The sequence below is a fragment of the Kocuria oceani genome (genome assembly GCF_029524215.1).
Lineage (GTDB): Bacteria > Actinomycetota > Actinomycetes > Actinomycetales > Micrococcaceae > Kocuria > Kocuria oceani.
In genome coordinates, this window is the sequence record NZ_JARAMH010000001.1 from 253,004 (window position 1) to 278,940 (window position 25,937).

Below are 25,937 nucleotides of genomic sequence, written 5' to 3' on the forward strand. Positions count from 1 at the left end.
CTGCGACGGGCCCGGCCGGCGGAGCCGGGGCGCAGGAAACGGACGATGGACCGACCGACCGTAAGCACACTGAAGTGGTCCTTTCAACAGCCGGGATGCCCCGGAGCGGGGCACGGCCGGAACCGTGACCGGTCCGTGACGGTCTGTGGTGGGACCTCACCGGCAGCGTTGCGGTGGTGCCCAGACTCGGCCGCGGCCGTGCCGGCCGGCGGCGGGACCGGGCGGGACCTCACCCGCTCACCGGACCGGACGCGGGCCGCACGCGCTCGACCCAGCGGGCGACCTGCTCGGCGACCAGCTCGGGGCGGGTCAGGGGCAGCATGTGCCCTTCCTCCGGCAGGCGCAGGAGCTCTCCGTCCGGCAGCGCGTCCAGGAGCCTGCGCAGCTCGTCCTCGGACACCTCCGGGTCCGCGCTGCCGTGGATGACGAGCGTGGGCACCATCAGGTCCGGGGCCATCCGGCTGCCGTCGTGGCTGACGCTGGCCAGTGTGGTCCGGGTCAGCGCGCGGGGCCTGCTGTTGAGGAAGTCCTGCCGGACCCTCTCGACCAGGTCGCGCGGGGCGTCGGAGGTGAAGGCGAACCGGCGGACCAGCCGATCGGACAGGTTCTCGAGGGAGCGGATCCGCTTGCCCGCCAGCACGCCGGTGCGCAACGCCTTCATCCAGGCCAGGCGCAGGCCCGCCTGCACCGGCCGCGGGAGCCCGCGGGCAGGGAAGCCGGGGAAGGTGACGGTGGATCCGCCGGAGCCGGCGAACACCGCGCCGGCCACCCGCTCGTTGCCGCAGTGGTGGGCGCGGGCGACCACGATGCCCCCACCGAGGCTGTTGCCGACCACGACGGCCGCCGCGGCCGCGTCGACGACCTCGCCCAGCACCGCGTCGAGGTCCCTGGCATGGGCCTCCATGGTGTAGTCGCCGCTGCGGGCGTCGCCGCTCTGGGCGTGCCCGCGCAGGTCGTAGGCCACCACGCGGTGGCCGGCCGCGAGCAGGTCCGGCACCCGCCCCCACGAGTCGCTGGACAGGCCGAGGCCGTGCACCAGCACGACGATCGGCGCCCCCTCGCGCCCCCAGGTGGTCAACGCCAGCCGGGTCCCGTCGAAGGACGTCACGTCGCTCATCGCGCCACTGCTCCTCGGGTCGGTGCGGGCCCCCTCGCCCGCCGTCCTGTCCCACCCTAGGCGCGCAGGGTCGGCCCGGGGCAAGGGGAAGCGGACGAGAGCAGGGTGCACCGGCCCTGGACATCACGATCAGGTCACAGGACGCCCCACGGCCACCCGAAGTCCGCCTTCGGCCTTGCCGGGGTCCGGCCGTGCTCCCTAGCGTGGGGAACCCGAGACCGGCGTCCACCGCAGGTGACGTCGGTGTCTCCCACCGATGACCGGAGGCGCGCCATGACGAACCGCGACCGAGGCTCCACCCGTGTGCTGACCGCGACGCTGGCTGCGGTGACCGCCCTGGCAGTGTCCGGGTGCAACCGGGACGACCCGGTCCCGGCCGACGGGGAGTTCATGGGCAATCCCACCCCGTACGGCGCAGGCACCCCGACGGAGGAGAACCGGGTCGTCTACGAGGGCGAGTACAACCAGGAGTTCATCGACGAGGCCACCAACTATGTGGGGCAACAGGTCACGATCTCCGGGGAGGTGAGCCGGACGCTGTCACCCGAGACGTTCGCGATCGCCGGGCCGGCCGACCCGATGCTGATCGTGGAGGAGCAGGAGATTCCCCAGGTCGACGACGGTGAGCTCGTGGAGCTCACCGGCACGATGCGGGCGAACTTCTCGGTGTCCGAGGTCGAGGAGCAGCTCGGCGTGGACCTGGACGACGAGCTGTACACCGACTTCGAGGGCGAGAACTATCTCATGGCCGCCCAGGGGCGGGTCGGCGAGTAGGACCGTGCGGCCCGGCCGGGGCGCGGGCGGTTCAACTCCCGGTCCGGCGCCGGGCCCAGCGGAGCACGAGGATCCCGGCGATCAGGGAGCCGCACATCCCGGCGAACAGGTCCACGACCGTGTCCGTGTAGCCCACCAGCATGCCGGCCGGACTGATCTGCTCCACGACCCACTCGTAGTACTCCCACAGCACCGCGGCGGTCGTGCCGACGAGACCCACCCACAGCACCGGGGCCCACCCTCGGACCGGCGCCCCGGTCTCGCGGGCGTCGGGCAGCAGGCGGGCGTCCACCAGCAGGAAATAGGCCACCGCCGCCAGACTGCCGGGGGTCAGGACGTGGACGACCGTGTCGAAGTGCGGGATCTGGGCGTACCAGTGCTGCACCGAGCCCCACATCGCCAGCAGCACCAGGACCGCGAAGGCCGCCACGAAGCCGGTGGGCACCTTCGCCCGCCGGGTCAGCAGCAGCACGACCGTCACCGCCGCGAAGCGCAGCATCCCGTCCCAGCGCTGCATCAGGCCCAGGCCCACCGCGCTGGCCACGGCCGCGGCCACCGCCACGCCGAACACCCACGATCCCGTTCTGTTTCTCGTGCTCATCCGTTCACGCTACGGCCCCGGACCCCGGGACCGCCAACACCGGTCCCGGAGCGCGGGTCAGCCGGCCGCGTCGCCCTCGGACGGTCCGGTGCCCGCCGCGTCGGTCGCCTCCACGTCGGTCGCCTCCACCTAGGGCTCCCCGTCGTAGTGGGCGATCTCCTCCACCCCGGGGGTCGCCCGGAGGTCCTCCTCCGCGGCCGGTGCGTTGTAGGCCTCCCGGTAGGTCCCCGTCACCTCCACCAGGTCCCCGGGGTCCAGGCCGGAGGTGTCCTCGTCGAAGTTCACGACCAGCAGCGGCTCCGCATCCGACTCCTCCGTGCCCGTGATGGTGAAGGCGACCGGCGAGACGACCTCCTCCACCTGGGCGGTGAGTGTCACGTCCGCGTCCACGAGAGTGGCCGCGTCCTCGACGAAGGCCTCGTCGTAGGGCCCGGAGTAGGTCCCGGGGTCCTCACCGGCCGGCTCCTGCTGCGCCTCCCCGACGTCGTCGCCGGACTGGTCCCCGGACGTCCCGCAGGCCGTCACGCCCAGGGCCGTGAGCGACAGCGCCGTGACGGCCGCGGTGCTCCGTGCCCACTGCCGCGTCCGCACCCACCGGTGCTCCGGGAGCACGGGCCCCGGCGGTCGTTGCCGCCGGCTCCCGGCCCCCACCGGACTCAGCCTACGGGGGCGGCAGGCTCCCGAACACCCGTCGGGCCGGGGCTCCGGGCGGTGCTGCGGGAGCGAGCCGGAGCGTCACGACCCCCGGGGCGGGGACAGCTCGTCGTCGACCCACCGCGGCGCGGCGGCGGTCCAGCCGGCCGCGACCAGCACCAGGCCGGTGCCCATCAGCAGGACCAGGGGGACCGTCCAGCTGCCGGTGGCCTCGTGCAGGGCGCCCACGGCGAAGGGGCCGGCCGCGGCCAGCAGGTAGCCCACCGGCTGGATGAACCCGGAGAGCCGTGCGGTGATCCGGGGATCGCGGGTGCGGGCGGTGAGCAGGGCCAGGGCCGTGGGGAAGGCGAAGCCCCCGACCCCCAGCAGCAGCGCCCAGACCCAGGGGGCCGTGGCGGGCGCGAGCATCAGCCCGAGGTAGCCGGTGACCATGCAGGCCCCCAGACCGGCGATCCAGCGCCGCAGGTGCGGGGAGCCGGCCACGAGCAGGGGCATGAGCAGACCGCCCGGAATACCCATGGCGGCGATCAGGGCCATCATCAGCCCGGCCCGCGCCTGGTCCAGGCCGCCGTCACGGTAGATCTGTGCCACCCAGCCGAACTGGACGTAGGCGTGCATCGACTGGATCCCGAAGTACACGCACAGGGCCACGGCGGTGCGGGACCGGACGATCGCCGCCCCCGGACCCCCGGGCAGCGCCCGGGACGGGGCCGTGGCCGCCTCGCGCCGGTCCCGGACGGCCACCAGCAGCCAGGGGAGCAGCGCCACCACGGCCATCAGGCCCCACAGGCCGAGGGCCGCCCGCCAGCCCTCGGGGCCCCGGGCGGTCAGCGGCCCGGCCGCCAGCAGCGGCAGGGTGGCGCCCACGGCCAGGCCGGTCGTGTAGACGGAGTTCAGCGCGGCGGTGCGCCGGCCGCCGTGGCGCTTGATGAAGGCCGGCACCAGGATGTTGCCCACGGCCATGCCGGAGAAGCCGAGGACCGTCAGGGCCAGGAACACCGGCACCGAACCCGTGACCGCCCGCCCCAGCAGTCCGGCGGCGACCAGGGCGAGGCCGACGGTGACGGCGCCGCTGATCCCCGTCCGGCGGGACAGGGCGGCCGCCCCCGCCCCGGCCACCGCGAAGGTGAGACCCGGCAGTGCGGTGAGCACCCCGGCCATCGTGGGGCTCAGGCCGAGGCCCTGCTGGACCTCGGCCAGGACCGGGCCCACGGACGTGGCGCCGGGACGGAGGTTCACCGCGACCAGCACGACCGCGGCCACCACCAGCCATCGCGGGACGCGGGCAGGAGCGGGGAAACGGTCCGGGGGCGGGGTGGGCTGGTTCACCGGCCAGTTCTACCACGCGGGCCGCCCGCCCCCGGACCGGCGGTCCCCGCCGCGGGGCTCAGCTGGCGCTCTCCAGGTGGGCCAGGGGCAGCCAGCGGTGCATGAGCCGGCGGAAGGCCACGGCGGCGCCGTTGGCGTCCCGGGCCGCCAGCAGCTCCACGGCGTCCTGGAAGTCCTGCGGGCTCTCGTCCGGCTGGAACGGGTCCGCGATCGCCCCGTAGTGCAGGACCACCAGAGAGTTGGCGGAGAACGCGCCGAGCCACCGGCCGAGGTGCGTCAGGTCGTCGGCGAGCTCCTCCAGGTCCTCGCCCCCGGCGTCCTCGACCACCTGTGCCGCGTGCGCCACCCGCAGGGTCGCGGTGTCGACCGGCACGGCGCACCGGTGGACGCGGTTGCCGTGGTGGAAGCTCTCGGTGTGGTCCTCCGGGGTGAACAGCGCGAACCACGCCATGGGCACCGTGAACGCCGACTGGCGGGTGTGGACGGGCACGAAGTGCTCCCGGGTGACCTGGTCGCCGGCGGCCCGGACCACGTCCTCGGGAATGAGCAGGTTCGGCAGCGGCTGGCCGCCCTCCTCCTCGGCCAGCGCCACGAGGCGCAGCGAGCGCCGCAGCCGCTGCGGCGGGTGGTACACGGGGAAGTCCCCGACCCCGGCGGCGAGCATGTCCCGGCCCCGGGGCGCCGCCGAGAACGGCAGAGTCCACAGGGGCTCCACCGCGGGCGGCAGCGGCTCCTCGCCCGGCTCGGCCAGGCGGGCGAGCTGCTCGGTGAGCTCGTTCACCCCGGCCTCCTCGGGCGGCAGCGCCCGGGGCAGCAGCGGCGCGTACACGGCGTCGAGCTCCTCCGCGGGCACGTAGACGCGGAGGGCGAACTGGTGGGGGATCCCCGTGGCCGAGCGGAACGTCCGGCCGACCTGCAGCAGCTGGGCCACGGCGGCTCAGGCGATCTCGACGACGACGGGGGCGTGGTCCGAGGCGCCCTTGCCCTTGCGCTCCTCGCGGTCGATCACCGCGTCGGTGACCCGGGCGGCCAGGGCGGGGGAGTACAGCTGGAAGTCGATGCGCATGCCCTCCTTCTTGGGGAAGCGCAGGCCCTTGTAGTCCCAGTAGGTGTAGACGCCCGGGCCGGGCAGCCGGGGGCGGACCACGTCCTGGTAGCCGGCCTCCTCGAGGAAGGCGCGGAAGGCGGCGCGCTCGGGCTCGCTGACGTGGGTCAGGCCGTTGTCCAGGAAGAACTGCAGGTCCCAGACGTCCTCGTCCAGCGGGGCGACGTTCCAGTCGCCCACGAGGGCGACCTGTGCCGTGGCGTCCTCCTCGACCCACTGGCGGGCGTGCTCCTTGAGCACGCGCAGCCACTCCAGCTTGTACGGCATGTGGGGGTCGTCCAGGCCGCGGCCGTTGGGGACGTAGAGGGACCACACGCGGACCCCGTTGCATGTGGCGCCGATCGCGCGCGCCTCCTGCACCGGGTCCTCGCCGGGCTTGCCGAAGGCAGGCTGGTCCGGGAAGGTGCGCTCGACGTCGTCGAGGCCCACCCGCGAGGCGATCGCCACGCCGTTCCACTGGCTCAGGCCGAAGTGGGCGACGTCGTAGCCCATGAACTCGAAGAGCTCCCACGGGAAGTTCTCGTCCTTGGCCTTGGTCTCCTGGATGGCCAGGACGTCCACGTCGGAGCGCTGCAACCAGGCCTCCACGCGGTCGGCGCGGGCGCGGACGGAGTTCACGTTCCAGGTGGCGATCTTCATGGTCCCCACGTTACCGGGTGGCCCGGACGGCGACGTCCGCGCTCCCGGGCACGGCACCGTCTCCCCGCACCGCACCGCACCGCTCCGGTCCGGGACGTGCGCACGGCGGTCGGCCACGGCGTGCGCGGGCGCCGTGCCGCCGCGCCGGATGACCTGGGGCTTCCCCGGGGTCTCGACCCGGTGTGGTTGCAGGTGCTAATTTCCTGCTGGCCCGTGCCCCCGGCGGAGCCGCCCCCAGCAGGGAGAGACCCCATGAACCTCGCACGGACCGTGCTCACCGTGACCACTGCCGCCGCGCTGCTCCTCGGCGGGACATCGGCCGCCCTCGCCGCACCGCACCCTCCCGCCGCCCCGGCGGAGCCCGCCCACGCCGCCGGCGCACCGGCCGTGCAGCTGCAGGGCGGCTCGGCCGCCGAAGCGGCCCCGGCCGGCCCGCCGGCACCGGTGGCCCCCTCCACCGGCGGCCTGGCCGGAACGGCCTCGGCGGGTGTGCACCCCACCACGGTGGAGCACGTCACCGAGGCCTTCAAGATCGTCAACGACCACCGGCGCCAGGCCAGGCGCGCCCCGCTGGTCTACAACTCCGCGCTGTCCCGCAACGCCCAGCAGTGGGCGGACACCATGGCCGGGGCACGGAAGGAGCTGCGCAACCCGGACCCCTGGGCGGGCGCCCCGGCCGGGGCCGTGCGGATGGACCAGTACTACGGCAAGGGCTCGTTCACCGGATCGTTCGCGGGCACCGACGCGGTAGAGGCGCTCACCCACTACCTGCTGGACTTCTTTCCCCGCAACGGGACCGACCAGTTCGCCCGGGACCTGACCCACCTCGGCATCGGCGTCAGCCACGTGGCCACGTCGGGCCCGGACGGCCCCGGGTGGGAGACCTACCTGACGATCTACTACTACGCGTATCCCGCCGGGTCGGCCGTGCCGGGCACGACGGCGAGCCCTGCCGGCGGATTCGCCGCGCCCTACACCCCGCCGAGGGTGTCGCCGTTCCAGGACGTCGCCACGTCGCGGACGTTCTACAAGGAGATCGCCTGGCTGGCCGAGCGCGGGGTGTCCACCGGGTGGGCGGCCGGGGACGGGAGCCGGGTCTTCCGGCCCTCGTGGTCGGTGAGCCGGGACCAGATGGCGGCGTTCCTCTACCGGATGGCGGGTTCCCCGTCCTACACCCCGCCGAGGGTGTCGCCGTTCCAGGACGTCGCCACGTCGCGGACGTTCTACAAGGAGATCGCCTGGCTGGCCGAGCGCGGGGTGTCCACCGGGTGGGTGGCCGGGGACGGGAGCCGGGTCTTCCGGCCCTCGTGGTCGGTGGGCCGGGACCAGATGGCGGCGTTCCTCTACCGGGCGGACTCCCTGATCTGAGGACTGGAGGAGCACGGCACGGCCGCGGGCCCGGGATCCGAACGGTCCCGGGCCCGCGGTTGCCGCGCGTGCCGCGGCCGGCTCAGCCGCGCCACCAGTCGTCGAGGATCGTGGCCGGCGTGGTGCGCTTGTGCCGGGTCGTGAACCAGCGGTGCTCGATCTTCTCGGCCACGGCGTCGTCCACGTCGCGGCCCTCCAGGTAGTCGTCGATGTCGTCGTAGGACAGCCCGAGCTCGGCCTCGTCGGTCTGACCGGGGGCGTCGTCGAGCAGGTCGGCGGTGGGCGCCTTGGCCCACAGCCGCTCCTCGGCGCCGAGGGTCTTGGCGAGGAGCCGGTTCTGCCGCTTGTTCAGCCCGAACAGGGGCAGCAGGTCCGCGCCGCCGTCGCCGTACTTGGTGAAGAACCCGGTCACGGACTCGGCGCCGTGGTCGGTGCCGATCACCAGGCAGTTGTGCTCCCCGGCGATCGCGTACTGGGCGATCATCCGGACGCGGGCCTTGATGTTGCCCTTGTTGAAGTCGGAGATCTCCCGGTCCGTGGCGTCCTCGAAGCCGTGCTCGAAGCCGTCCACCGCCGGGGCGATGTCGTAGGTGATGGTGCGGTCGGCGGCGATGAAGCGCAGGGCGGCCTGGGCGTCCTCCTCGTCGTGCTGGACCCGGTACGGCAGGCGCACCGCCACGAACTGCGCCTGCCCGCCCTCGGCGCGCAGCCTCTCGGCGGCCAGCTGGGCCAGCCGGCCCGCCAGGGTGGAGTCGAGGCCGCCGCTGATCCCGAGCACGAAGCCCTGGCTGCGGCTGGCCCGGAGGTAGTCGCAGAGGAACCGGACGCGCGCCTCGATCTCCTGCTGGGGGTCGATCTCGGGCTTCACGCCCATCTCGTCGATGATTGCTGCCTGGAGTTTCCGCATGCACCCATGCTAGTGCTGGGCTCTGCCGGCGGCGCAAGGACACCGGGGGAGGGGCCGCGTAGGATGCGGGCCATGCCCCTGCACCGCTCCAGGACCCCGACCCGGGCGCGCGGGCGCGCCCGCCGGGCCGCCGTCGCGAGCGCTCTGCTGGCCGCGGCGGTGCTCTCCGGGTGCGGGTCCTCGAACGCGCAGGAGCGCGTCGACGTCTATGCGGCCTCCTCGCTCACCGGGGCGTTCACCGAACTGGCCGCGGCGTTCGAGGAGCAGCACCCGGGCGTGGACGTGGCCCTGAACTTCGCCGGCTCCGCCGACCTCGCCGTCCAGATCGCCGAGGGCGCCCCCGCCGACGTGTTCGTCGCCGCGGACGAGCCCACCATGCAGCGGGTCGTCGCCTCTGGCCGGGCCGTGGGCGAGCCGGTGGAGCTGGCGGCCAACCGCCTGATGATCGCCGTGGCCGAGGGCAACCCGCACGGGGTGCGCTCACTGGGCGACCTCCGGCGGGCGGACCTGGCCACCGTGGTGTGCGCCGAGCAGGTCCCCTGCGGCCGGGCCGCCCGCGCGCTCGAGGAGCGCGCCGGGGTCGGCCTGCGGCCGGTGAGCGAGGAGAACTCCGTGACCGACGTCCTGGGCAAGGTCCGCTCCGGCCAGGCCGACGCCGGGCTGGTCTACGTCACCGACGTGGCCGCCCACGAGGACGAGCTGGACGGCGTCCCCCTCCCCGGCGCCGCGGCCTCCGCGAACACCTACACGGTGGTGGGCCTGGACGGCGCGGTGCCGGAGCGGGCCGCCGAGTTCACCGCCTTCGTGACCGGCCCCGCCGGCCGGGAGCAGCTGCGGCAGAACGGCTTCGACGTGCCCGGCTGACCGCCCGATCCGAGATCCGACCACCAGCGAGCCCACCGGCGAGCCCACCGACGAGCACGGCGAACCACACCAGCACAGCGAACCAGGAGACCAGCATGAGCGAGCAGCGCGGCACCGACCCCCGCGAGACCCCCCAGAACATCCTGGTCGAGACCCGGGGCCGGGTCGGGGTCATCACCCTCAACCGGCCGAAGGCCCTCAACGCCCTCGACGAGGCGACCCTGCGCGAGGTCGTGGCCGCGTCCGCCGCGATGGACGCCGACCCCGGGACCGGGGCGATCGTGCTGACCGGCTCGGAGAAGGCCTTCGCCGCGGGCGCGGACATCAAGGAGATGGCCGGGCGCGGTGCGGCGGAGATGTACCTCGCGGACTGGTTCGCGGGCTGGGAGGCCTTCACCCGGGTGCGCACCCCCGTGGTCGGCGCCGTGGCGGGCTACGCCCTGGGCGGCGGGTGCGAGCTGGCGATGATGTGCGACATCCTGCTCGCCGCGGACACGGCCCGCTTCGGCCAGCCCGAGATCAACCTCGGGGTGATCCCCGGCATGGGCGGGTCCCAGCGCCTGGCCCGCGCCGTGGGCAAGGCCAAGGCCATGGACATGGTCCTCACCGGCCGGACGATCGACGCCGAGGAGGCCGAGCGGGCCGGTCTCGTCTCCCGGGTGGTGCCTGCCGCGGAGCTGCTCCAGGAGGCGCTGGGCGTCGCGGAGACGGTCGCGGCGAAGTCCCTGCCCTCGGTGCTGGCGGCGAAGGAGGCCGTCAACGCCTCGTTCGAGACGACGCTGGCGCAGGGCGTGCAGTTCGAGCGGCGGCTCTTCCACGCGCTGTTCGCCACGGAGGACCAGAAGGAGGGCATGGCCGCGTTCGCCGAGAAGCGCGCGCCGCGGTTCACCCACCGCTGAGCCCGGCCCCGCGCCCGGGGGGCGCGGCCCGCCGGGTGCGGGGCCGGGGCGCTACGGTGTTCCCATGCCCACACCGCCGTTCGACGCGTCCGCCTGGCAGGTCCGCGAGTCCGCCCTCGACCCCGGCGCGCGCGGCGCCGTGGAGTCCCTCTTCGCGCTCGCCAACGGGTGCGTCGGGGTGCGGGGAACCCTGGACGAGGCCCAGCCCAGCTCCTCCCGGGGCACCTTCATGTCGGGCGTCTACGAGTACCACCCCCTGTCCTACCCCGAGGGCGGCTACGGGCACCCCGAGCACGGGCAGGCCGTCATCGGCGTGGCCGACGGCAGCACCGTGCGCCTGCAGGTCGACGGCGTGGCGCTCGACGTCCGGGAGACCCCGCCGGAGGAGCACGACCGCGTGCTGGACCTGCGCGAGGGCACGCTGCGCCGGGAGACCGAGTGGCGCACCCCCCGCGGTGCCCGGATGCGCCTGACCTCCACGCGCCTGGTCTCGCTGGTCCAGCGCTCGGTCTCGGCCATCCGCTACGAGGTCGAGGCCGTGGACCGCGCGGTCCAGGTCGTGGTGCGCTCGGACCTGGTGGTCAACGGCACCCCGCCCAAGGTCCACAACTCCGACCCGCGGGTGGCCGAGGTGCTGGAGCGGCCCTTCCGGGCCCGGCTCAGCCGCCGCCACGCCACGGGCGGGGTCCTGGTGCACCGCACCCACGGCAGCGGGATCGGCGTGGCCGCCGCCGTGGACCACGCCGTGGAGCTGCCGGACGGCGGGGCCGTCAGCACCCAGGGCGACGACGACCAGGTCGTCACCACGCTCGTGGCGGACCTCCGGCCCGGGGAGCGCGTCGGGTTCGTCAAGTACCTCTGCCACGTCATGTCCACGGACGACCCCTCCGTGGACCTGCAGGAGCGCGCGCTCGCCGCGCTGGACGGCGCCCGGCACCGGGGCTGGGACGGCCTGCTCACCGCCCAGCGGGCCGAGCTGGACGAGTTCTGGGACGGCGCCGACGTGGAGGTGGACAGCGACCCGGAGCTGCAGCTGGCGGTCCGCTTCGACCTGTTCCAGCTCCTGCAGGCCTCCGCCTGCGTCAACGGCGCCCCGGTCGGGGCGAAGGGCCTCACCGGCGGCGGCTACAGCGGGCACACCTTCTGGGACGTCGAGGGCTTCGTGCTGCCGGCGCTGGCCCTGCTGCGCCCGCTCGACGCCGCCCGGCTGCTGCGCTGGCGCTCCTCCACCCTGGACCGGGCGCGGGAGCGGGCGCAGGTCCTGGACCTGGCCGGCGCCTCCTTCCCCTGGCGCACCATCGACGGGTACGAGACCTCGGCGTACTGGCCGGCCAGCACCGCCGCCATGCACGTCAACGCGGACATCGCCCGGGCCTTCGACTGGTACACCGACGTCACCGGCGAGGAGCTCACCACGGTCGGCGGCGTCGAGGTCCTCGTGGAGACGGCGCGCGCCTGGGCGGCCATGGCGCACGAGGACCACGAGGGCGTCGTCCACTACCGCGGGATGACCGGCCCGGACGAGTACACGGGCGTGGTCGACGACAACGTGTTCACCAACCTCATGGCCCGGCGCAACCTCCGGGCGGCCGCCGACGCGTGCGAGGCCCACCCCGAGCACGTGGGCCGGCTCTCCGTGACGGCGGGGGACCTCGAGCGCTGGCGGGCCGTGGCGGAGGCGATCCACCTGCCCTACGACGCGGTGCGCGGGGTCCACCCCTCCAACGAGGGGTTCACGACCTACCGCGAGTGGGACTTCGAGGCCAAGCGGGACGGATACCCCGTGGAGGAGCACTTCCACTACGCGAAGATCTACCGCCGCCAGGTCGTCAAGCAGGCGGACCTGGTCCTCGCGCTGTGGTGGTGCGCCGAGGAGTTCACCCCCGAGCAGGCCGCCCGGGACCTGGACTACTACGAGCAGCGCACCGTCCGCGACTCGTCCCTCTCCGCCTGCGTCCAGGCGGTGGTCTCCGCCCGTGTGGGCCACCTGGACCTCGCGTACCAGTACCTGCGCGAGTCCGCCCTCGTGGATCTGCGGGACATCCAGCAGGACGCCGACGGGGGACTGCATCTGGCCTCCGCGGCCGGGTCGTGGCTCGCCGTGGTCTGCGGGTTCGGGGGACTGGACACGGCGGGCGGCGAGCTGCGCCTGGCCCCCCGCCTGCCGGCCGACCTGCACCGGCTCGCCTTCCGCCTCCGCTGGCGCGGCCACCGGATCGGCGTGGAGATCACCCGCTCGGGCACGACCGTGCGGCTGCTGGACGGCGCCGCCGGCGAGGTGGCGCTGCGGATCGACGACGCGCCCCGGACCGTCACGGCCGAGCGCCCCGCGACCGCCCCGCTGCGCAGTCCCCGCCCGTCGGCCCCCGCACCTCGCCAGCCCCCGGGCCGCGCCCCGCGCGCGCCCCACAGCCCGTGACGCTCCCGCGCCCGCACCGGCTACCCTGGCCGGGTGGGTGAGATGCGGAGCGGGCCGGAGCCCGGCGGGACCGAGCCTGCGCCGGACGCCCCGAACGGGTGGGTCCCGCCCGACCCCGGGGCACCGGCGGCCGGCGCGGTGCGTGCGACGCCGCCGGCGGCTCTCGAGGTGCTCACCCGCGTCTGGGGCTACGACGCCTTCCGCGGGCAGCAGGCGGAGGTCATCGACACGCTCGTGCGGGGCGACGACGCGCTGGTGCTCATGCCCACCGGCGGCGGCAAGAGCCTGTGCTACCAGATCCCCGCGCTCGTCCGGGAGGGCACCGGGGTGGTCGTCAGCCCGCTCATCGCGCTCATGCACGACCAGGTCGACGCCCTCGAGCAGCTCGGGGTGCGCGCCGCGTACCTGAACTCCACCCAGACGGTCGAGGAGCGCCGTGCCGTCGAGGGCCGCCTGCTGGCCGGCGAGCTCGACCTGCTCTACCTCGCCCCCGAGCGCCTGCCCGCGGCCGCGGACCTGCTCGACCGCGCCCGGATCGCGCTCTTCGCCGTCGACGAGGCGCACTGCGTGGCCCAGTGGGGGCACGACTTCCGCCCCGACTACCTCGGGCTGACCCTCCTGCACGACCGCTGGCCCCGGGTCCCGCGCATCGCCCTCACCGCGACCGCCACGGCGGAGACGCGCGAGGAGATCGTCCGCAACCTCCGCCTGGACGGCGCCCGCGTCTTCGTCTCCAGTTTCGACCGGCCCAACATCCAGTACCGCGTGGGGCCCAAGAAGGACGCCCGCCGGCAGCTGCTGCAGCTCGTCCGCACCGAGCACAGCGGCGAGGCCGGCATCGTCTACTGCCTGTCCCGCGCCTCGGTGGAGCGCACGGCCGAGTGGCTGGCCGCCCAGGGCGTGCCCGCCCTGCCGTACCACGCGGGTCTGCCCGCCGAGGTGCGCGCCCAGCACCAGACCCGGTTCCTGCGCGAGGACGGGATCGTCATGGTCGCGACCATCGCCTTCGGCATGGGCATCGACAAGCCCGACGTGCGCTTCGTCGCCCACCTCGACCTGCCCAAGAGCGTGGAGGGCTACTACCAGGAGACCGGCCGCGCCGGGCGCGACGGCCTGCCCTCGACGGCGTGGCTGGCCTACGGGCTGCAGGACGTCGTCCAGCAGCGGCGGATGATCGAGGACGGCGAGGGGGACCGGCAGCGCAAGCGCGCCCAGACCCTCCACCTGGACGCGATGCTCGCGCTGTGCGAGACCGTGCAGTGCCGCCGCCAGCAGCTGCTGCGCTACTTCGGCGAGGACAGCGGACCGTGCGGCAACTGCGACACCTGCCTCAGCCCGCCCGAGGCCTTCGACGGCACGGTCCCGGCGCAGAAGCTCCTGTCCACCGTGGTGCGGCTGGACCGGGAGCGGGGTCAGCAGTTCGGCGCGGGGCACCTGGTGGACATCCTGCTCGGCCGGGAGACCGAGCGGGTGGTGCGGATGCGCCACACCGAGCTCACGACCTTCGGCATCGGCACCGAGCTGGGCGAGCAGGAGTGGCGCGGGGTGGTGCGCCAGCTGCTGGCCCAGGGCCTGCTCCAGGTGCAGGGCGAGTACGGCGTCCTGGCCCTCACCCCCGCGGCGGGGGAGGTGCTGCGCGGGCAGCGCGAGGTCCGGCTGCGCCGCGAGCCCGAGCGCGGCAGGACCGTGCGCACGCCGCGGACGAGTGCCGCACGGCCGGTGCTCGACGAGCCCCAGCAGGAGCTCTTCCAGCAGCTGCGGGCCTGGCGCGCCGGCGTGGCGAAGGAGCAGGGCGTGCCGGCGTACGTCGTGTTCAACGACGCGACCCTCGCCGCCATCGCCCAGGCCCGGCCGGGCACGCTGGGCGAGCTGCGCGGCATCTCCGGCGTCGGCGACGCCAAGCTCGAGCGCTACGGCCAGGCCGTCCAGCAGGTCGTCACCGGCGACTGAGCTGCGCCTCCCGCCCGGGTCCGCGCCCCGGCCGCCGGGCGGCCGGGGCGGGCTGCCCGTGCCGCACCGCGGCGGGGCCCTGCCACGGACCGGCGGGGCCCGGCGGGACCCCCGCTGAGTCCGCATCTGCGTCCGCGGACCCCTGGCCTCACCCGCACCTGCGGATAGCATGGCCTCATGACCGAGATCAGGATCGCCGACGCGGCCCGTTTCCTCGGCGTCAGCGACGACACCGTCCGGCGCTGGATCGAGCAGGGCACGCTGAGCAGCGCCCGGAGCGCCACCGGCCACAGCGTGGTGGACGGACTGGAGCTGGCCCGCCTGCTCAAGGAGCGCTCCGTCCGGCCCGAGGACCCCGCCCGCGTCGCCAGCTCGGCGCGCAACCGGTTCGTGGGCCTGGTCACCGAGGTCGTCTCGGACACCGTGATGTCCCAGGTGGAGCTGCAGTGCGGCCCGCACCGCGTGGTCTCGCTGATGAGCACCGAGGCCGTCCGGGACCTGGGCCTGGAGCCCGGCCGGGTGGCCACGGCCGTCGTCAAGTCGACCGACGTCGTCGTCGAGACCCCCGGGGCGTGAGGCCGTGGTGCAGACCGGGCCCCCCGTCCTCGCCGACCGGCCGGCGGCTCGCGGCCGCCGCGCCGTGCTCCGGCGTCGTCCCCGCGGCTTCAGCACCGTGCCCGGCTGGGTGTGGATCCCGGCGGCCCTCGGCGCGCTGGTGGTGGTCCTGCCGGTCCTCGGCATGCTCGCCCGGGTGGACTGGGCCGGGTTCCTCGGCCTGATCGGCTCGCCCTCGGCGCTGCGCGCCCTCGGACTGAGCCTGCGCACGGCCGCCGCGAGCACGGCGCTGTGCGTGCTCCTGGGCGTGCCCCTGGCGCTGCTGCTGGCCCGCACCGAGTTCCCGGGGCGGCGCGCGCTGCGCGGCCTCGTGCTGCTCCCGCTGGTCCTGCCGCCCGTCGTCGGCGGTCTGGCCCTGCTCTACACGTTCGGGCGCCACGGCCTGATCGGCCGCCACCTGGAGCTCGCCGGGATCAGCATCGCCTTCTCGACTGCGGCCGTGGTGCTCGCCCAGACCTTCGTGTCCCTGCCGTTCCTGGTCGTCAGCCTGGAGGGCGCGCTGCGCACCGCGGGGGAGCGCTACGAACGGGTCGCCGCGACCCTCGGGGCGGGCCCCGGCACCGTGCTGCGCCGGGTGAGCCTGCCCCTGGCCCTGCCGGGGCTGGCCTCGGGGGCCGTGCTGGCCTTCGCCCGCAGCCTGGGCGAGTTCGGGGCCACCCTGACCTTCGCCGGCAGCCTCGAGGGCGTCACCCGCACCCTGCCGCTCGAGATCTACCTGCAGCGCGAGACGGACCCCGACGCCGCGGTCGCGCTCTCCCTCGTGCTCGTGCTGGTCGCGGTGCTCGTCGTGGGGATCTCCGCGCCGGGCCGGCTCCGGAGCCCCGGACCGCGGCCCGGGCCCGGCACGGGCACCGGCCCAGGAGCGCGGGCATGAGCCTGCAGGCCACCGTCCGGCTGCGCGCCCGGGACCTGGACCTGGCCGTGTCGGTGGCCGACGGGCAGACCCTGGCGGTCACCGGGCCCAACGGGGCGGGCAAGTCCTCTCTGCTGGCGGTCGTCGCCGGGCTGCTCGTGCCGGACACCGGCCGGGCCGCCCTGGACGGGCGGGTCCTGTTCGACCTCGACACCGCCGGGCGCGGCCCGTGGGTCCCGGCGCACGACCGCGGGGTGGTCCTGCTCGCCCAGGACCCGCTGCTGTTCCCGCACCTGAGCGTGCTCGAGAACGTCGCGTTCGGGCCCCGGTCCCGGGGGGCGGGCCGGCGGCGGGCCCGGGCCGCGGCCGTGCAGTGGCTCGAGGCCGTGGGCGCCGCCCCGCTGGCGCACCGCCGCCCCGCGGCGCTGTCCGGGGGGCAGGCCCAGCGCGTGGCCGTGGCCCGCGCGCTCGCCGCCGACCCGCGGCTGCTGCTGCTCGACGAGCCTTTCGCCTCCCTCGACAGCACCGCCGCCCCGGCCCTGCGCGAGCTCCTGCGGCGGGTGCTCACCGGGCGCATGGCCGTGGTCGTCACGCACGACCCCGCCGACGTCGAGGCCCTCGCCGACGCCGAGGTGCGCCTCGAGCACGGCCGGGTGGCCGGCGCGCCCTGACGTGGTCGCCACCGGCCCGGATGGGCGCACCGCGGCTCAGCTCTCCACGGTCCGGTTTCCCTGGGCCCGGTTTCCCTGGGCCCGGTTTCCCTGGGCCCGGTTCTCCTGGGCCCGGCTCTCCTCGGGCCGGCCCGCCCGGATGCCGCCCACGATCAGCAGGCCCAGCTCCCGGTAGGCGCCGGGGCCCTCCACCCCGCCCAGGCCGGTGCGCTGCTGGATCCGGTCCATGGCGGAGGAGATGACCTCCGCGATGAACCCGGTGGGCACCGGGCGGAACTCCCCGCCGGCCACGCCCTCGGCCACGAGCTCGGCGAGCTTGGCCGAGGCGATCCGCGTGTTGCGCTCGTAGACCTCCGAGGCCACGGGGGAGCCGGCCACGTCCTGCAGGAACCGGGCCGAGGCCGGCTGCAGCTGCTCGGCCATCGCCTCCAGGTAGGCGCTCAGCCGCTGCCCCGCCCCGCCAGGACCACGCAGGGCCTCCTCCGTGCCCCGGCTGACCTGTTTGAAGAACGCCACGAGCACCGCCCGCACCAGCTCGTCCCGGCTGCCGGCCAGGGCGTAGACCGTGGCCTTGGAGCAGTGCAGCCGCGCCGCGGCGCCGTCCATGGTGAATCCGCGGAAGCCCTCGCGCAGGAAGATCCCGAGCAGCTCGTCGAAGAGCTGCTGCTGGCGGGGCGTGCGGGCCGCGGCCCCGCGCGCCGCAACTGGTGGAGTGAGATCAGTCACAGTACGATATTACTCACAACCGTACTGTTCGACCCGGTCCCGGCGGGCCACCACTCCGCCCGGACCGACGAGAGGACATCCCATGACTCCGGTCCTGCGCGGGGAATCCCCGTCCGTGGAGCACGTCGCCGGCATCCCCTTCCCGGACGCCGACCTCTTCTCCTTCGCCGCCCTCCTGCCGCCCGCCGAGCGCGCCCGGCTGGCCGGCCTGCACACCTTCCTCCAGGAACAGGTCCGCCCCGCGGTCACGCCGTACTGGAACCGCGAGGAGTTCCCGGCCCACCTGCTCCCCGCCCTGGCCGACCACGGACTGGGGGAGCTGGAGCTGTGCGGGGCGAGCCGGCTGTTCCGGGGGCTGGCCTACGCCGAGGTCGCCCGGGCGGACGTGTCCCTGTCCGCCCTGGTCGGCATCCACAACGAGCTCATCCTGGGGCTGATCGACGCGCTGGGCTCGCCCGAGCAGAAGGCGCGCTGGCTGCCGGAGCTGCGCTGCTTCCGCGCCCTCGGGGCCTTCGCCCTGACCGAGCCCGAGCACGGCTCCGACATCGCCGGGGGCCTGGCCACCACGGCCACCCGGGACGGGGACGAATGGGTGCTGACCGGGACCAAGCGCTGGATCGGGGCCGGCACGATCGCCGACGTCGCCATCGTCTGGGCCCGGGACACCGCCGACGGCCAGGTCAAGGGCTTCCTCGTGGAGACCGACCGGCCCGGCTGGTCGGCCACGAAGATCGAGCACAAGATCGGGCTGCGGATCATGCAGAACGCCGACATCGTCCTGGACGAGGTCCGTGTCCCCGCCGCCAACGCCCTGCCCGGGGCCGGCAGCTTCGCCGCCGCCAACCGGATGCTGCGCAACTCCCGCGCCTGGGTCGGCTGGCAGGGCGCCGGGGTGCAGCTGGCCATCTTCGACGTGGCTCGCGCCTACGCCCTGGACCGGAGGCAGTTCGGCCGTCCGCTGGCGAAGTTCCAGCTCGTGCAGGAGCCGCTGGCCCGGATCCTCGGCAACGCCACTGCATCCCTGGGCCTGATGGCCCAGATCGCCCGGCTGCAGGAGGACGGGGGCTTCGACATGCCGCACGCCGCCCTGGCCAAGGCCACCACCACGTCCCTGGCCCGGGAGTCGGCCGCCCTGGGCCGGAACCTGCTCGGCGGCAACGGCGTGGTCACCGACCACGAGATGGCCAAGCTGTTCAACGACGTCGAGATCCTCTACACCTACGAGGGCACCTACGAGATCAACGCCCTCATCGTGGGCCGCGCCGTCACCGGCGTCTCCGCCTTCGTCTGAGTCACTCGCCCGGGCCACCGCGCCCGGGCCCTCCCGCCCCCGCGAAAGGACCCCCATGGACGTCACCGACACCTCCGCCCTCGTCACCGGCGCCGCCTCCGGGCTCGGCGCCGCCACCGCCGCGATGCTCGCCGGGCGCGGCGTGCGGGTCGTGGCCGTGGACCTGCCCGCCGCCGTCGACACCGCCCCCGACGTCCCCGGCGTGCGCTACGTGGCCGCCGACGTCACCGACCGCGACGCCGTGCGCGAGGCCGTGGCGGCCGCGGACGGGACCGGGCCGCTGCGCACCGTGGTCAACTGCGCCGGGATCGGGCCCTCGGCCCGGGTGCTGGGCAAGCGGGGGGTGCACGACCTCGACCTGTTCGAGACCGTGCTGCGCGTGAACCTCCTCGGCACCTTCACGGTCCTCGCGCTCGCCGCGGAGCGGATCGCCGCCACCGACCCCGTGGACGACGACGGACAGCGCGGGCTGATCGTCAACACCGCCTCCGTCGCGGCGTTCGAGGGCCAGGTCGGGCAGGCCGCCTACGCGGCGTCGAAGGGCGGGGTGCACAGCCTGGGCATCACCGCGGCCCGGGACCTCGCCGGCTCGGGGATCCGCGTGAACACCATCGCCCCGGGCGTGATCGAGACCCCCATGCTCGCGGCGGTCGGCGAGGAGTTCCGGCAGGGGCTCGCCGCGGGCGTTCCCTTCCCACGCCGGCTCGGCCGGCCGCAGGAGTTCGCCCAGCTCGTCGCCTCCTTCCTGGACAACGACTACCTCAACGGCACCACCGTCCGGATGGACGGCGCCCTGCGGATGGCCCCGCGCTGAGCGGTCCCGCGCGATCCGCGGGCCCTCCGGCGGACCCATAGACTGGGGCGCATGACCACCGACTTCTCGCCCGTCGACCTCGCGACCGCCCGTGAACGCCTCCGCCGGCTGATCATCGACCTCGCCGTGGTGCGCGGCAAGGTCACCCTGGCCAGCGGCATCGAGGCCGACTACTACGTGGACCTGCGGCGCGTGACCCTGCACCACGAGGCCTCCCGCTACGTGGGCCGGGTGATGCTCGCCATGCTCGACGAGGCCGGGATCTCCTTCGACGCCGTGGGCGGGCTGACCATGGGCGCCGACCCGGTGGGGCACGCGATCATGTACGCCGCCGGCGAGCGGGGGCGGGCCGTGGACGCGTTCGTGGTCCGCAAGGCCCAGAAGAGCTACGGGATGGGCCGCCAGGTCGAGGGCCCCCCGGTGGCCGGCCGCGACGTCGTCGTCGTCGAGGACACCTCCACGACCGGGGGCTCGGCGCTCACCGCGGTGGAGGCCCTGCAGCGGGCCGGCGCCAACGTGGTGGCCGTGGCCATCATCGTGGACCGGCGCACCGGCGCGAAGGAGCGCATCCAGGAGACGGCGGGCGTGCCCTGCCTCTACGCCTTCACGAAGGACGAGCTCGGACTTGACTGACCCCGCTGCGGAGGCGGCCGCCGTCGAGGCCGCCGCGGCCGGGCCCGTGGTGGGCGTCGGCCCGTGGGACGGCCCCTGGCCCGAGGGCGAGCAGTGGGACCCGGAGCTGCTGGCGCACGGAGACCGGCGCAACGTCGTGGACGGCTACCGGTACTGGACGATGGAGGCCATCGTCGCCGACCTCGACACCCGCCGGCACGCGTTCCACGTGGCCGTGGAGAACTGGCAGCACGACCTCAACATCGGCTCCGTGGTGCGCACCGCCAACGCCTTCCTCGCCCGGGAGGTGCACATCGTGGGGCGGCGGCGCTGGAACCGGCGCGGCGCCATGGTCACCGACCGCTACCAGCACGTGCGCCACCACGCGAGCGTCGAGGAGTTCACGGCCTGGGCGGCCGCCGAGGGGCTGCCCGTCATCGGGATCGACAACTTCCCGGACTCCCGGCAGCTGGAGACCTACGACCTGCCGGAGCGCTGCGTGCTGGTGTTCGGGCAGGAGGGCCCCGGGCTCAGCCCCGAGATGCACGCCGCGGCGGGGGCGACCCTGTCGATCGCCCAGTTCGGCTCGACCCGCTCGATCAACGCCTCGGCCGCGGCCGCCGTGGCCATGCACGCGTGGGTCCGCCGCCACGTGTTCGGCCAGCCGCCCGGCTGAGCGCACGACCCGTGACGCCCTTCCGTCGTCCCCCGGCGGCGGTTTGGCTAGAGTGGGAGCCAGGCCACACCCGACCCGAAGGAGCCAGCATGCCCATCGCAACCCCTGACGTCTACGCCGAGATGATCGACCGCGCCAAGGAGAAGGGCTTCGCCTACCCGGCGATCAACGTCACCTCCTCCCAGACGCTCAACGCGGCCATCCGCGGCTTCGCCGAGGCCGGCTCGGACGGCATCATCCAGGCCTCCACCGGCGGGGCCGCCTACTGGTCCGGGGCCTCCGTCAAGGACATGGTCACCGGTTCGCTCGCGATGGCGGCGTTCGCCCGCGAGGTCGCGAAGAACTACGACGTCAACATCGCCCTGCACACCGACCACTGCCCGCAGGACAAGCTCGAGGGATTCGTGCTGCCGCTCCTGGAGGAGTCGGAGAAGGCCGTGGCCCGCGGTGAGGACCCGATCTTCCAGTCCCACATGTGGGACGGCTCGGCGATCGAGCTCGACGAGAACCTGAAGATCGCCCAGGAGCTGCTGGCCCGCACGCACAAGGCCAAGATCATCCTCGAGGTCGAGATCGGCGCGGTCGGCGGCGAGGAGGACGGCGTGGAGAACGCGATCAACGAGAAGCTCTACTCCACCGTCGAGGACGGCCTGGCCACCGTGGAGGCCCTCGGCGCCGGGGAGAACGGCCGCTACCTCACCGCCCTGACCTTCGGCAACGTGCACGGGGTGTACAAGCCCGGCGGGGTCAAGCTGCGCCCGGAGCTGCTGCAGCAGATCCAGCAGGAGGTCGGCAAGAAGCTCGGCAAGGACCGGCCCTTCGACCTGGTCTTCCACGGCGGCTCCGGCTCCACCGCGCAGGAGATCGCGAACTCCGTGGAGTACGGGGTGGTGAAGATGAACGTGGACACCGACACCCAGTACGCCTTCACCCGCCCCGTCGCCGGGCACATGTTCACCAACTACGACGGCGTGCTGAAGGTCGACGGCGAGGTCGGCAACAAGAAGACGTACGACCCGCGCGTGTGGGGCGCCCTGGCCGAGGGGAACATGGCCGCCCGCGTGGTCGAGGCCTGCCAGAACCTCGGCTCCGCCGGGACCTCCGTCAAGTAGGCGGCACCACCCTCCGCGGCCGGATCCCCGGCCGCGGAGGACCGACGGCGGCGCCCTGCCCGAGCGGGGCGCCGCCGTCGTCCGTCCCGCGCCCCGCACGCATCCCGCAGTTCCGCCCACCGAAAGGACCCCCTTCCCCATGAGCCTCACCGGCAAGAACCTGCTCGAGGGCCCCGAGCCCACCTATCTCTCGGCCGACCCCGGGCTGGCCGCCCGCATCGAGGCGGGCGACGAGGCGGAGGACCTCGCCGCCCGCTACCCGAAGGCCTCCCTCGCGTGGGCGATGTGCGCCGAGGACGCCCTCGCCGAGGGCCGGACGCTGGAGGGCTACGCGTTCGCCCGTGTGGGCTACCACCGCGGCCTGGACGCCCTGCGCGGCCACGGCTGGAAGGGCCACGGGCCCATCCCGTTCTCCCACGAGCCCAACCGCGGCTTCCTCCGCGCACTGTCCGCCCTCGGCCGGGCCGCGGCCGCGATCGGCGAGTTCGACGAGGCCGAGCGCATCCAGAAGTTCCTCAACGACTCCGATCCCACCGCCGCGGAGCAGCTCCAGCACTGACCCGGCAGCGCTGACCCGGTGGTGCGGGCCCGGGGGCGTCCCCGGACCCGCGCCGGTCAGGGCGTGCCGGGTCCCGGCCCGCGGACGGGGCCGTCGTCGCGCCCGTCGCCGCGCCTGTCGCCGAGTCCGTCGCGCCTGCCGCGGCGGGGCCGGCGCGGACGCCAGGACGGCCGGGGCCAGTCCCGCTTCGGCAGGCGCACGTTCCACTCGCCCGCCCCGGGCAGGCGCCACCCCCGGCGCCGGGCGAGGACGGTGACCGTCGCGGCGGTGAGGATCGCCGCGGCCATGCCCCAGGTGGGCCGGCCCAGGGCGTGCAGGACCGCCATCTCGGCGCTGGCGATCACCGCCCCCGTGGCGTAGAGGGTGTTGCCGCCGAAGATCATGGGCACCCGCCCCACCGCGATGTCGCGGATCATCCCGCCGCCCACGGCGGTGATCACCCCGATCATCACGGCCGGCAGCCAGCTCAGGCCGACGTCGAGGGCCTTGGCGGTGCCCGTGGCCGCCCAGCAGCCCACGGCCAGGGCGTCGGCCACGATCAGCACACGGTGGGTCCACGTGCCGCGCAGCTGCAGGAAGAACGCGATGGCGGCCCCGGCGATCGCCGTGCCGAGGTACGCGGGATTGGTCAGCGCCACGGGGAAGCCCACCTGAAGCAGCGTGTCCCGCAGCAGGCCGCCGCCGAGCGCGGAGAGGACGGCGAGGAACACGAAGCCGACCGGGTCCATCCGCAGCTGGCGCGCCACCGCCCCGCCCAGCACGCCGTTGGTGAGCACGCCCAGCAGGTCGACGGCGTCGAACACGACGCCCGGATCCGTACTTCCCACGACCACCTCATCCACGGCACACCGACGCCCGAGGGTAGCACCCGGGGCGCGCCCGCCCGGAGGAGGTGCTCAGAGGAAGGGGCGCAGCGGCACCAGGACGGTCTCGGCGAACCACGCCGCGGGGGACCGCTCGTCCCACTGCCCGGCGGTGAGTTCCCGGCAGTTCTCGCTGTCGGCGGCGAAGACGGCCTCCATGTCCGCGGCGAAGTCGCGGTCGTGGATCTCCAGGTTGGTCTCGTAGTTGAAGCCCAGGCTCAGCCGGTCGATGTTGGCGGTGCCCACGATCGACCACTGCCCGTCGATGGTGGCGGTCTTGGCGTGGATCATGGCGTTGCGGTACAGGAGCACGGTGATGTCCTCGGCCAGCAGCGTGGAGTAGAAGCCCCGGGAGAGCCAGTCGGCGAGCACGTGGTTGGAGTTCTCGGGCAGGATCACGCGCACGTCCACCCCGCGCCGGGAGGCCTCGATCAGGGCGGAGAGGATCTGCTGGTCGGGGATGAAGTAGGCGGTGGTCAGGAAGATGTGGTCCGTGGCGCGGTGGATCGCGTCGAGGTAGACGCTGCGGATCGGGTACACGAGGCTGGCCGGGATGTTGTTGATCGCCCGCACCCGGGAGTCCCAGGAACCCGGGTTGACGTGCGGCAGCTTGGGCCGCCGCGCGGAGGGGTGGTTCCACACCGAGGCGAAGGAGTGGCCGAGCTCGAAGGCGGCGGGACCGGTGAGCCGCACGTGGGTGTCCCGCCACTCGGTGGCGTAGAGGGATCCCACGTTGTACCCGCCCACGAAGCCGACCTCCTGGTCGACGACCAGCAGCTTCCGGTGCGTCAGCCCGGTGGCCTGCAGCGGGCTGAGCAGCAGGCGGGGGCGCAGCACGGGGAACCGGTAGACGTGCACGTCGGGGTGGAAGCGGTAGAACGAGCGCGGGACCACCAGGTTGCCGAAGCCGTCGTACATCACGTGCACCTGGACACCGCGGGCGGCGGCCGCGTTGACGGCCTCCAGGAAGGCCCGGCCGACCTCGTCGTCCTTCCAGATGAAGGTCTCCAGCAGGACCTGGTGCCGGGCTCCCCGGATCGCGGCGAGCATGTCCCGGTAGAGGTCCTCCCCGTAGGTGTACACCGTGGTCCCGGTGTCCGCGACCGTGTGCTCGAAGGTGCCGGGACGCGGGAAGCCGGAACGCTTGGCGCGCTGGCGGCGCTTGACCGCGTCCGTGGCCACGAGGGTGGCGACCACCGCCGCCTGGACGGCCACCATGCCCGCGGCCGAGCGGAGGGCGATGGAGCGGAGCATGCGGGGACCCGTGGCGCGAGGGGACGTCATCTGCAAAGCGTACCCGGGGCACGGCGGGCGTAGGGTGGCCGCATGAGCGCCGTCCCCGCCCCGCCGCGCGTGGTCGTGCTGACCGCCGAGGGCACGCCCCCGCCGCCCAACGAGGCCGCCCTGCGGCGCCTCGCCGACATCACGGTGGTGACCCGCGAGGGCCTGGCCGGGGCTCTCGCCGGCGACGCGGACCGGCGTCCGGCCGAGGTGCTGCTGCTGTGGGACTTCTTCTCCGACGCGCTCTCCGGGGCCTGGGACGCCGCCACCGCGCTGCGCTGGGTGCACGTGGCCGCCGCCGGGGTGGACGCCGTGCTGTTCCCGGAGCTGCGCGCCTCCGGGGTCCGGCTGACCAACGCCCGCGGGGTCTTCGACCGGCCCGTCGCCGAGTTCGTGCTCGCGGCGGTCCTCGCCCAGGACAAGCAGCTGCACCGCAGCGAGGCGCTGCAGCGGGATCGGCGCTGGGTGCACCGGGAGCTGCGGCGCACCCGGGGCTCCACCGCCCTGGTCGTGGGCACCGGAGGGATCGGGCGGGAGACCGCCCGCCTGCTGCGGGCCGCCGGGATGGCGGTGCGCGGCGCCGGTCGCACGGCCCGTTCGGAGGACCCCGACTTCGGCACGGTCGTCCCCGCGGCCGAGCTGGCCGAGCACGTCGGCTGGGCCGACCACCTGGTGCTGGCCGCGCCCCTGACCGAGCGCACGCGCGGGCTCGTCGACGCCCGGGTCCTCGCCGCGATGCCCCCGCACGGCCACCTCGTGAACGTGGGCCGGGGGCCGCTGGTCGACGAGGACGCCCTCCTGGAGGCGCTCCTGGCGGGACGGCTCGCGGCCGCGACCCTCGACGTCTTCGCCACGGAGCCCCTGCCGCCGGCCCACCCCTTCTGGGCGATGGACGAGGTGCACGTGTCCGCGCACCTGTGCGGCGACGTCGAGGGGTGGCGGGAGGAGCTCGCGGCGCAGTTCGAGGACCACCTCCGGCGCTGGACGGCCGGGGAGCCGCTGCGGCACGAGGTGGACAAGGTGGCCGGCTACGTCCGGTCCTCCTGAGGGAGGGCCGGGGCACGGGGAGGGCACCGCCGTCCCGCGGGAATCGAGGCGGTCGACCGGCGGACCCGGTCCGCCCATGGACGGGGTCCGCGGCGGCCGGGGCGGTGGCGAGCGGCTTGTGGCGAGCGCGGACTGCTGTCAGGCTTGCCTGTGCCACCCTCTGCTGTTCCGGGGCGCGCAACAGCCACCAC

General features: G+C 74.6%; 26 protein-coding genes. 16 read left to right on the plus strand and 10 right to left on the minus strand.

Features of this window, described 5'->3' with window-relative positions; all coding sequences use genetic code 11:
• Positions 1–229 precede the first annotated feature (229 nt).
• Positions 230–1,117 (minus strand): alpha/beta fold hydrolase, encoded by an 888-nt coding sequence (locus PU704_RS01255; RefSeq protein WP_277549799.1) that lies wholly within the window; start codon positions 1,115–1,117, stop codon positions 230–232.
• 273 nt (positions 1,118–1,390) lie between these two features.
• Between PU704_RS01255 and PU704_RS01260 the strand changes: the two genes are divergently transcribed.
• Complete coding sequence (locus tag PU704_RS01260) at positions 1,391–1,891, plus strand: hypothetical protein (RefSeq protein WP_277549800.1); 501 nt, start codon at positions 1,391–1,393, stop codon at positions 1,889–1,891.
• A gap of 31 nt (positions 1,892–1,922) precedes the next feature.
• Here the strand turns inward: PU704_RS01260 and PU704_RS01265 are convergent, their stop codons facing one another.
• From PU704_RS01265 to PU704_RS01285, 5 genes are all read right to left on the minus strand, one after another.
• The gene (locus PU704_RS01265) at positions 1,923–2,492 is read right to left on the minus strand and encodes a DUF2238 domain-containing protein (protein WP_277549801.1); all 570 of its coding nucleotides are present in this window, start codon (positions 2,490–2,492) and stop codon (positions 1,923–1,925) included.
• A 129-nt stretch (positions 2,493–2,621) separates the two neighbouring features.
• Complete coding sequence (locus tag PU704_RS01270; protein WP_277549802.1) at positions 2,622–3,083, minus strand: hypothetical protein; 462 nt, start codon at positions 3,081–3,083, stop codon at positions 2,622–2,624.
• Positions 3,084–3,227: 144 nt separating this feature from the next.
• Positions 3,228–4,475, minus strand: a complete 1,248-nt coding sequence (locus PU704_RS01275; protein ID WP_075872453.1) for an MFS transporter — start codon at positions 4,473–4,475, stop codon at positions 3,228–3,230.
• Positions 4,476–4,533: 58 nt separating this feature from the next.
• Positions 4,534–5,406: a DUF8083 family protein gene (locus PU704_RS01280; RefSeq protein ID WP_053004797.1), complete on the minus strand. Its 873-nt coding sequence runs from the start codon at positions 5,404–5,406 to the stop codon at positions 4,534–4,536.
• 6 nt (positions 5,407–5,412) lie between these two features.
• Positions 5,413–6,219: an exodeoxyribonuclease III gene (locus PU704_RS01285; RefSeq protein ID WP_277549803.1), complete on the minus strand. Its 807-nt coding sequence runs from the start codon at positions 6,217–6,219 to the stop codon at positions 5,413–5,415.
• Between the two features lie 252 nt (positions 6,220–6,471).
• On the opposite strand from PU704_RS01285, the gene PU704_RS01290 reads away from it, so the two are divergent.
• Positions 6,472–7,587, plus strand: a complete 1,116-nt coding sequence (locus tag PU704_RS01290) for an S-layer homology domain-containing protein (protein WP_277549804.1) — start codon at positions 6,472–6,474, stop codon at positions 7,585–7,587.
• A gap of 82 nt (positions 7,588–7,669) precedes the next feature.
• Here PU704_RS01290 and nadE read toward each other — a convergent pair whose 3' ends face one another.
• Positions 7,670–8,494: an ammonia-dependent NAD(+) synthetase gene (gene nadE / locus PU704_RS01295; RefSeq protein WP_277549805.1), complete on the minus strand. Its 825-nt coding sequence runs from the start codon at positions 8,492–8,494 to the stop codon at positions 7,670–7,672.
• Positions 8,495–8,566: 72 nt separating this feature from the next.
• Here nadE and modA point away from each other — a divergent pair, with 72 nt between their 5' ends.
• The 7 genes from modA to PU704_RS01330 all read left to right on the plus strand — a co-directional run bounded on the left by modA (position 8,567) and on the right by PU704_RS01330 (position 16,765).
• Positions 8,567–9,358: a molybdate ABC transporter substrate-binding protein gene (modA, locus tag PU704_RS01300; RefSeq protein WP_277549806.1), complete on the plus strand. Its 792-nt coding sequence runs from the start codon at positions 8,567–8,569 to the stop codon at positions 9,356–9,358.
• Between the two features lie 95 nt (positions 9,359–9,453).
• The gene (locus PU704_RS01305) at positions 9,454–10,257 is read left to right on the plus strand and encodes an enoyl-CoA hydratase (RefSeq protein ID WP_277549807.1); all 804 of its coding nucleotides are present in this window, start codon (positions 9,454–9,456) and stop codon (positions 10,255–10,257) included.
• 64 nt (positions 10,258–10,321) lie between these two features.
• Positions 10,322–12,676 (plus strand): glycoside hydrolase family 65 protein, encoded by a 2,355-nt coding sequence (locus PU704_RS01310; protein WP_277549808.1) that lies wholly within the window; start codon positions 10,322–10,324, stop codon positions 12,674–12,676.
• 42 nt (positions 12,677–12,718) lie between these two features.
• Positions 12,719–14,626, plus strand: a complete 1,908-nt coding sequence (gene recQ, locus PU704_RS01315; protein ID WP_277549910.1) for a DNA helicase RecQ — start codon at positions 12,719–12,721, stop codon at positions 14,624–14,626.
• Positions 14,627–14,803: 177 nt separating this feature from the next.
• The gene (locus PU704_RS01320; RefSeq protein WP_047801412.1) at positions 14,804–15,202 is read left to right on the plus strand and encodes a TOBE domain-containing protein; all 399 of its coding nucleotides are present in this window, start codon (positions 14,804–14,806) and stop codon (positions 15,200–15,202) included.
• A gap of 64 nt (positions 15,203–15,266) precedes the next feature.
• Positions 15,267–16,115, plus strand: a complete 849-nt coding sequence (locus tag PU704_RS01325; RefSeq protein WP_047801427.1) for an ABC transporter permease — start codon at positions 15,267–15,269, stop codon at positions 16,113–16,115.
• Entirely contained in the window at positions 16,112–16,765 is a 654-nt protein-coding gene (locus tag PU704_RS01330) for an ATP-binding cassette domain-containing protein (RefSeq protein ID WP_277549809.1), read from the plus strand. The genes PU704_RS01325 and PU704_RS01330 overlap by 4 nt, the downstream gene beginning before the upstream one ends.
• A 36-nt stretch (positions 16,766–16,801) precedes the next feature.
• Here the strand turns inward: PU704_RS01330 and PU704_RS01335 are convergent, their stop codons facing one another.
• Entirely contained in the window at positions 16,802–17,491 is a 690-nt protein-coding gene (locus PU704_RS01335) for a TetR/AcrR family transcriptional regulator (protein ID WP_277549810.1), read from the minus strand.
• 82 nt (positions 17,492–17,573) lie between these two features.
• On the opposite strand from PU704_RS01335, the gene PU704_RS01340 reads away from it, so the two are divergent.
• From PU704_RS01340 to PU704_RS01365, 6 genes are all read left to right on the plus strand, one after another.
• Positions 17,574–18,782 carry an acyl-CoA dehydrogenase family protein gene (locus tag PU704_RS01340; RefSeq protein ID WP_277549811.1) on the plus strand — a complete coding sequence of 403 codons (1,209 nt, stop codon included), beginning with the start codon at positions 17,574–17,576 and terminating at the stop codon, positions 18,780–18,782.
• Positions 18,783–18,837: 55 nt separating this feature from the next.
• Positions 18,838–19,596, plus strand: coding sequence for an SDR family NAD(P)-dependent oxidoreductase (locus PU704_RS01345; RefSeq protein ID WP_047801416.1), 759 nt, complete (start codon positions 18,838–18,840; stop codon positions 19,594–19,596).
• Positions 19,597–19,647: 51 nt separating this feature from the next.
• Positions 19,648–20,229 carry an orotate phosphoribosyltransferase gene (gene pyrE, locus PU704_RS01350; RefSeq protein WP_047801417.1) on the plus strand — a complete coding sequence of 194 codons (582 nt, stop codon included), beginning with the start codon at positions 19,648–19,650 and terminating at the stop codon, positions 20,227–20,229.
• Positions 20,222–20,884 carry a TrmH family RNA methyltransferase gene (locus PU704_RS01355; RefSeq protein WP_277549813.1) on the plus strand — a complete coding sequence of 221 codons (663 nt, stop codon included), beginning with the start codon at positions 20,222–20,224 and terminating at the stop codon, positions 20,882–20,884. The genes pyrE and PU704_RS01355 overlap by 8 nt, the downstream gene beginning before the upstream one ends.
• 89 nt (positions 20,885–20,973) lie before the next feature.
• On the plus strand, positions 20,974–21,996 hold the full coding sequence (fbaA, locus tag PU704_RS01360; RefSeq protein ID WP_047801419.1) for a class II fructose-bisphosphate aldolase: 1,023 nt from the start codon (positions 20,974–20,976) through the stop codon (positions 21,994–21,996).
• A 139-nt stretch (positions 21,997–22,135) separates the two neighbouring features.
• Positions 22,136–22,555, plus strand: coding sequence for a DUF3151 domain-containing protein (locus PU704_RS01365; protein WP_277549814.1), 420 nt, complete (start codon positions 22,136–22,138; stop codon positions 22,553–22,555).
• A gap of 56 nt (positions 22,556–22,611) precedes the next feature.
• Here the strand turns inward: PU704_RS01365 and PU704_RS01370 are convergent, their stop codons facing one another.
• Both PU704_RS01370 and PU704_RS01375 read right to left on the minus strand, forming a co-directional pair.
• Positions 22,612–23,382, minus strand: coding sequence for a trimeric intracellular cation channel family protein (locus PU704_RS01370; RefSeq protein WP_277549815.1), 771 nt, complete (start codon positions 23,380–23,382; stop codon positions 22,612–22,614).
• A 69-nt stretch (positions 23,383–23,451) separates the two neighbouring features.
• Complete coding sequence (locus tag PU704_RS01375) at positions 23,452–24,702, minus strand: phospholipase D-like domain-containing protein (RefSeq protein WP_338130204.1); 1,251 nt, start codon at positions 24,700–24,702, stop codon at positions 23,452–23,454.
• Between the two features lie 42 nt (positions 24,703–24,744).
• Here PU704_RS01375 and PU704_RS01380 point away from each other — a divergent pair, with 42 nt between their 5' ends.
• On the plus strand, positions 24,745–25,746 hold the full coding sequence (locus PU704_RS01380) for a D-2-hydroxyacid dehydrogenase (protein ID WP_277549816.1): 1,002 nt from the start codon (positions 24,745–24,747) through the stop codon (positions 25,744–25,746).
• Positions 25,747–25,937 lie beyond the last annotated feature (191 nt).

Coding starts and splice junctions, on each gene's coding strand:
- PU704_RS01365 (WP_277549814.1), top strand. CDS start 22,136: ATGAGCCTCACCGGCAAGAACCTGCTCGAGGGCCCCGAGCCCACCTAT.
- PU704_RS01285 (WP_277549803.1), bottom strand. CDS start 6,219: ATGAAGATCGCCACCTGGAACGTGAACTCCGTCCGCGCCCGCGCCGAC.
- PU704_RS01290 (WP_277549804.1), top strand. CDS start 6,472: ATGAACCTCGCACGGACCGTGCTCACCGTGACCACTGCCGCCGCGCTG.
- recQ (WP_277549910.1), top strand. CDS start 12,719: ATGCGGAGCGGGCCGGAGCCCGGCGGGACCGAGCCTGCGCCGGACGCC.
- nadE (WP_277549805.1), bottom strand. CDS start 8,494: ATGCGGAAACTCCAGGCAGCAATCATCGACGAGATGGGCGTGAAGCCC.
- PU704_RS01345 (WP_047801416.1), top strand. CDS start 18,838: ATGGACGTCACCGACACCTCCGCCCTCGTCACCGGCGCCGCCTCCGGG.
- PU704_RS01340 (WP_277549811.1), top strand. CDS start 17,574: ATGACTCCGGTCCTGCGCGGGGAATCCCCGTCCGTGGAGCACGTCGCC.
- pyrE (WP_047801417.1), top strand. CDS start 19,648: ATGACCACCGACTTCTCGCCCGTCGACCTCGCGACCGCCCGTGAACGC.
- PU704_RS01260 (WP_277549800.1), top strand. CDS start 1,391: ATGACGAACCGCGACCGAGGCTCCACCCGTGTGCTGACCGCGACGCTG.
- modA (WP_277549806.1), top strand. CDS start 8,567: ATGCCCCTGCACCGCTCCAGGACCCCGACCCGGGCGCGCGGGCGCGCC.
- PU704_RS01375 (WP_338130204.1), bottom strand. CDS start 24,702: ATGACGTCCCCTCGCGCCACGGGTCCCCGCATGCTCCGCTCCATCGCC.
- PU704_RS01305 (WP_277549807.1), top strand. CDS start 9,454: ATGAGCGAGCAGCGCGGCACCGACCCCCGCGAGACCCCCCAGAACATC.
- PU704_RS01310 (WP_277549808.1), top strand. CDS start 10,322: ATGCCCACACCGCCGTTCGACGCGTCCGCCTGGCAGGTCCGCGAGTCC.
- PU704_RS01330 (WP_277549809.1), top strand. CDS start 16,112: ATGAGCCTGCAGGCCACCGTCCGGCTGCGCGCCCGGGACCTGGACCTG.
- PU704_RS01320 (WP_047801412.1), top strand. CDS start 14,804: ATGACCGAGATCAGGATCGCCGACGCGGCCCGTTTCCTCGGCGTCAGC.
- PU704_RS01380 (WP_277549816.1), top strand. CDS start 24,745: ATGAGCGCCGTCCCCGCCCCGCCGCGCGTGGTCGTGCTGACCGCCGAG.
- PU704_RS01255 (WP_277549799.1), bottom strand. CDS start 1,117: ATGAGCGACGTGACGTCCTTCGACGGGACCCGGCTGGCGTTGACCACC.
- fbaA (WP_047801419.1), top strand. CDS start 20,974: ATGCCCATCGCAACCCCTGACGTCTACGCCGAGATGATCGACCGCGCC.
- PU704_RS01265 (WP_277549801.1), bottom strand. CDS start 2,492: ATGAGCACGAGAAACAGAACGGGATCGTGGGTGTTCGGCGTGGCGGTG.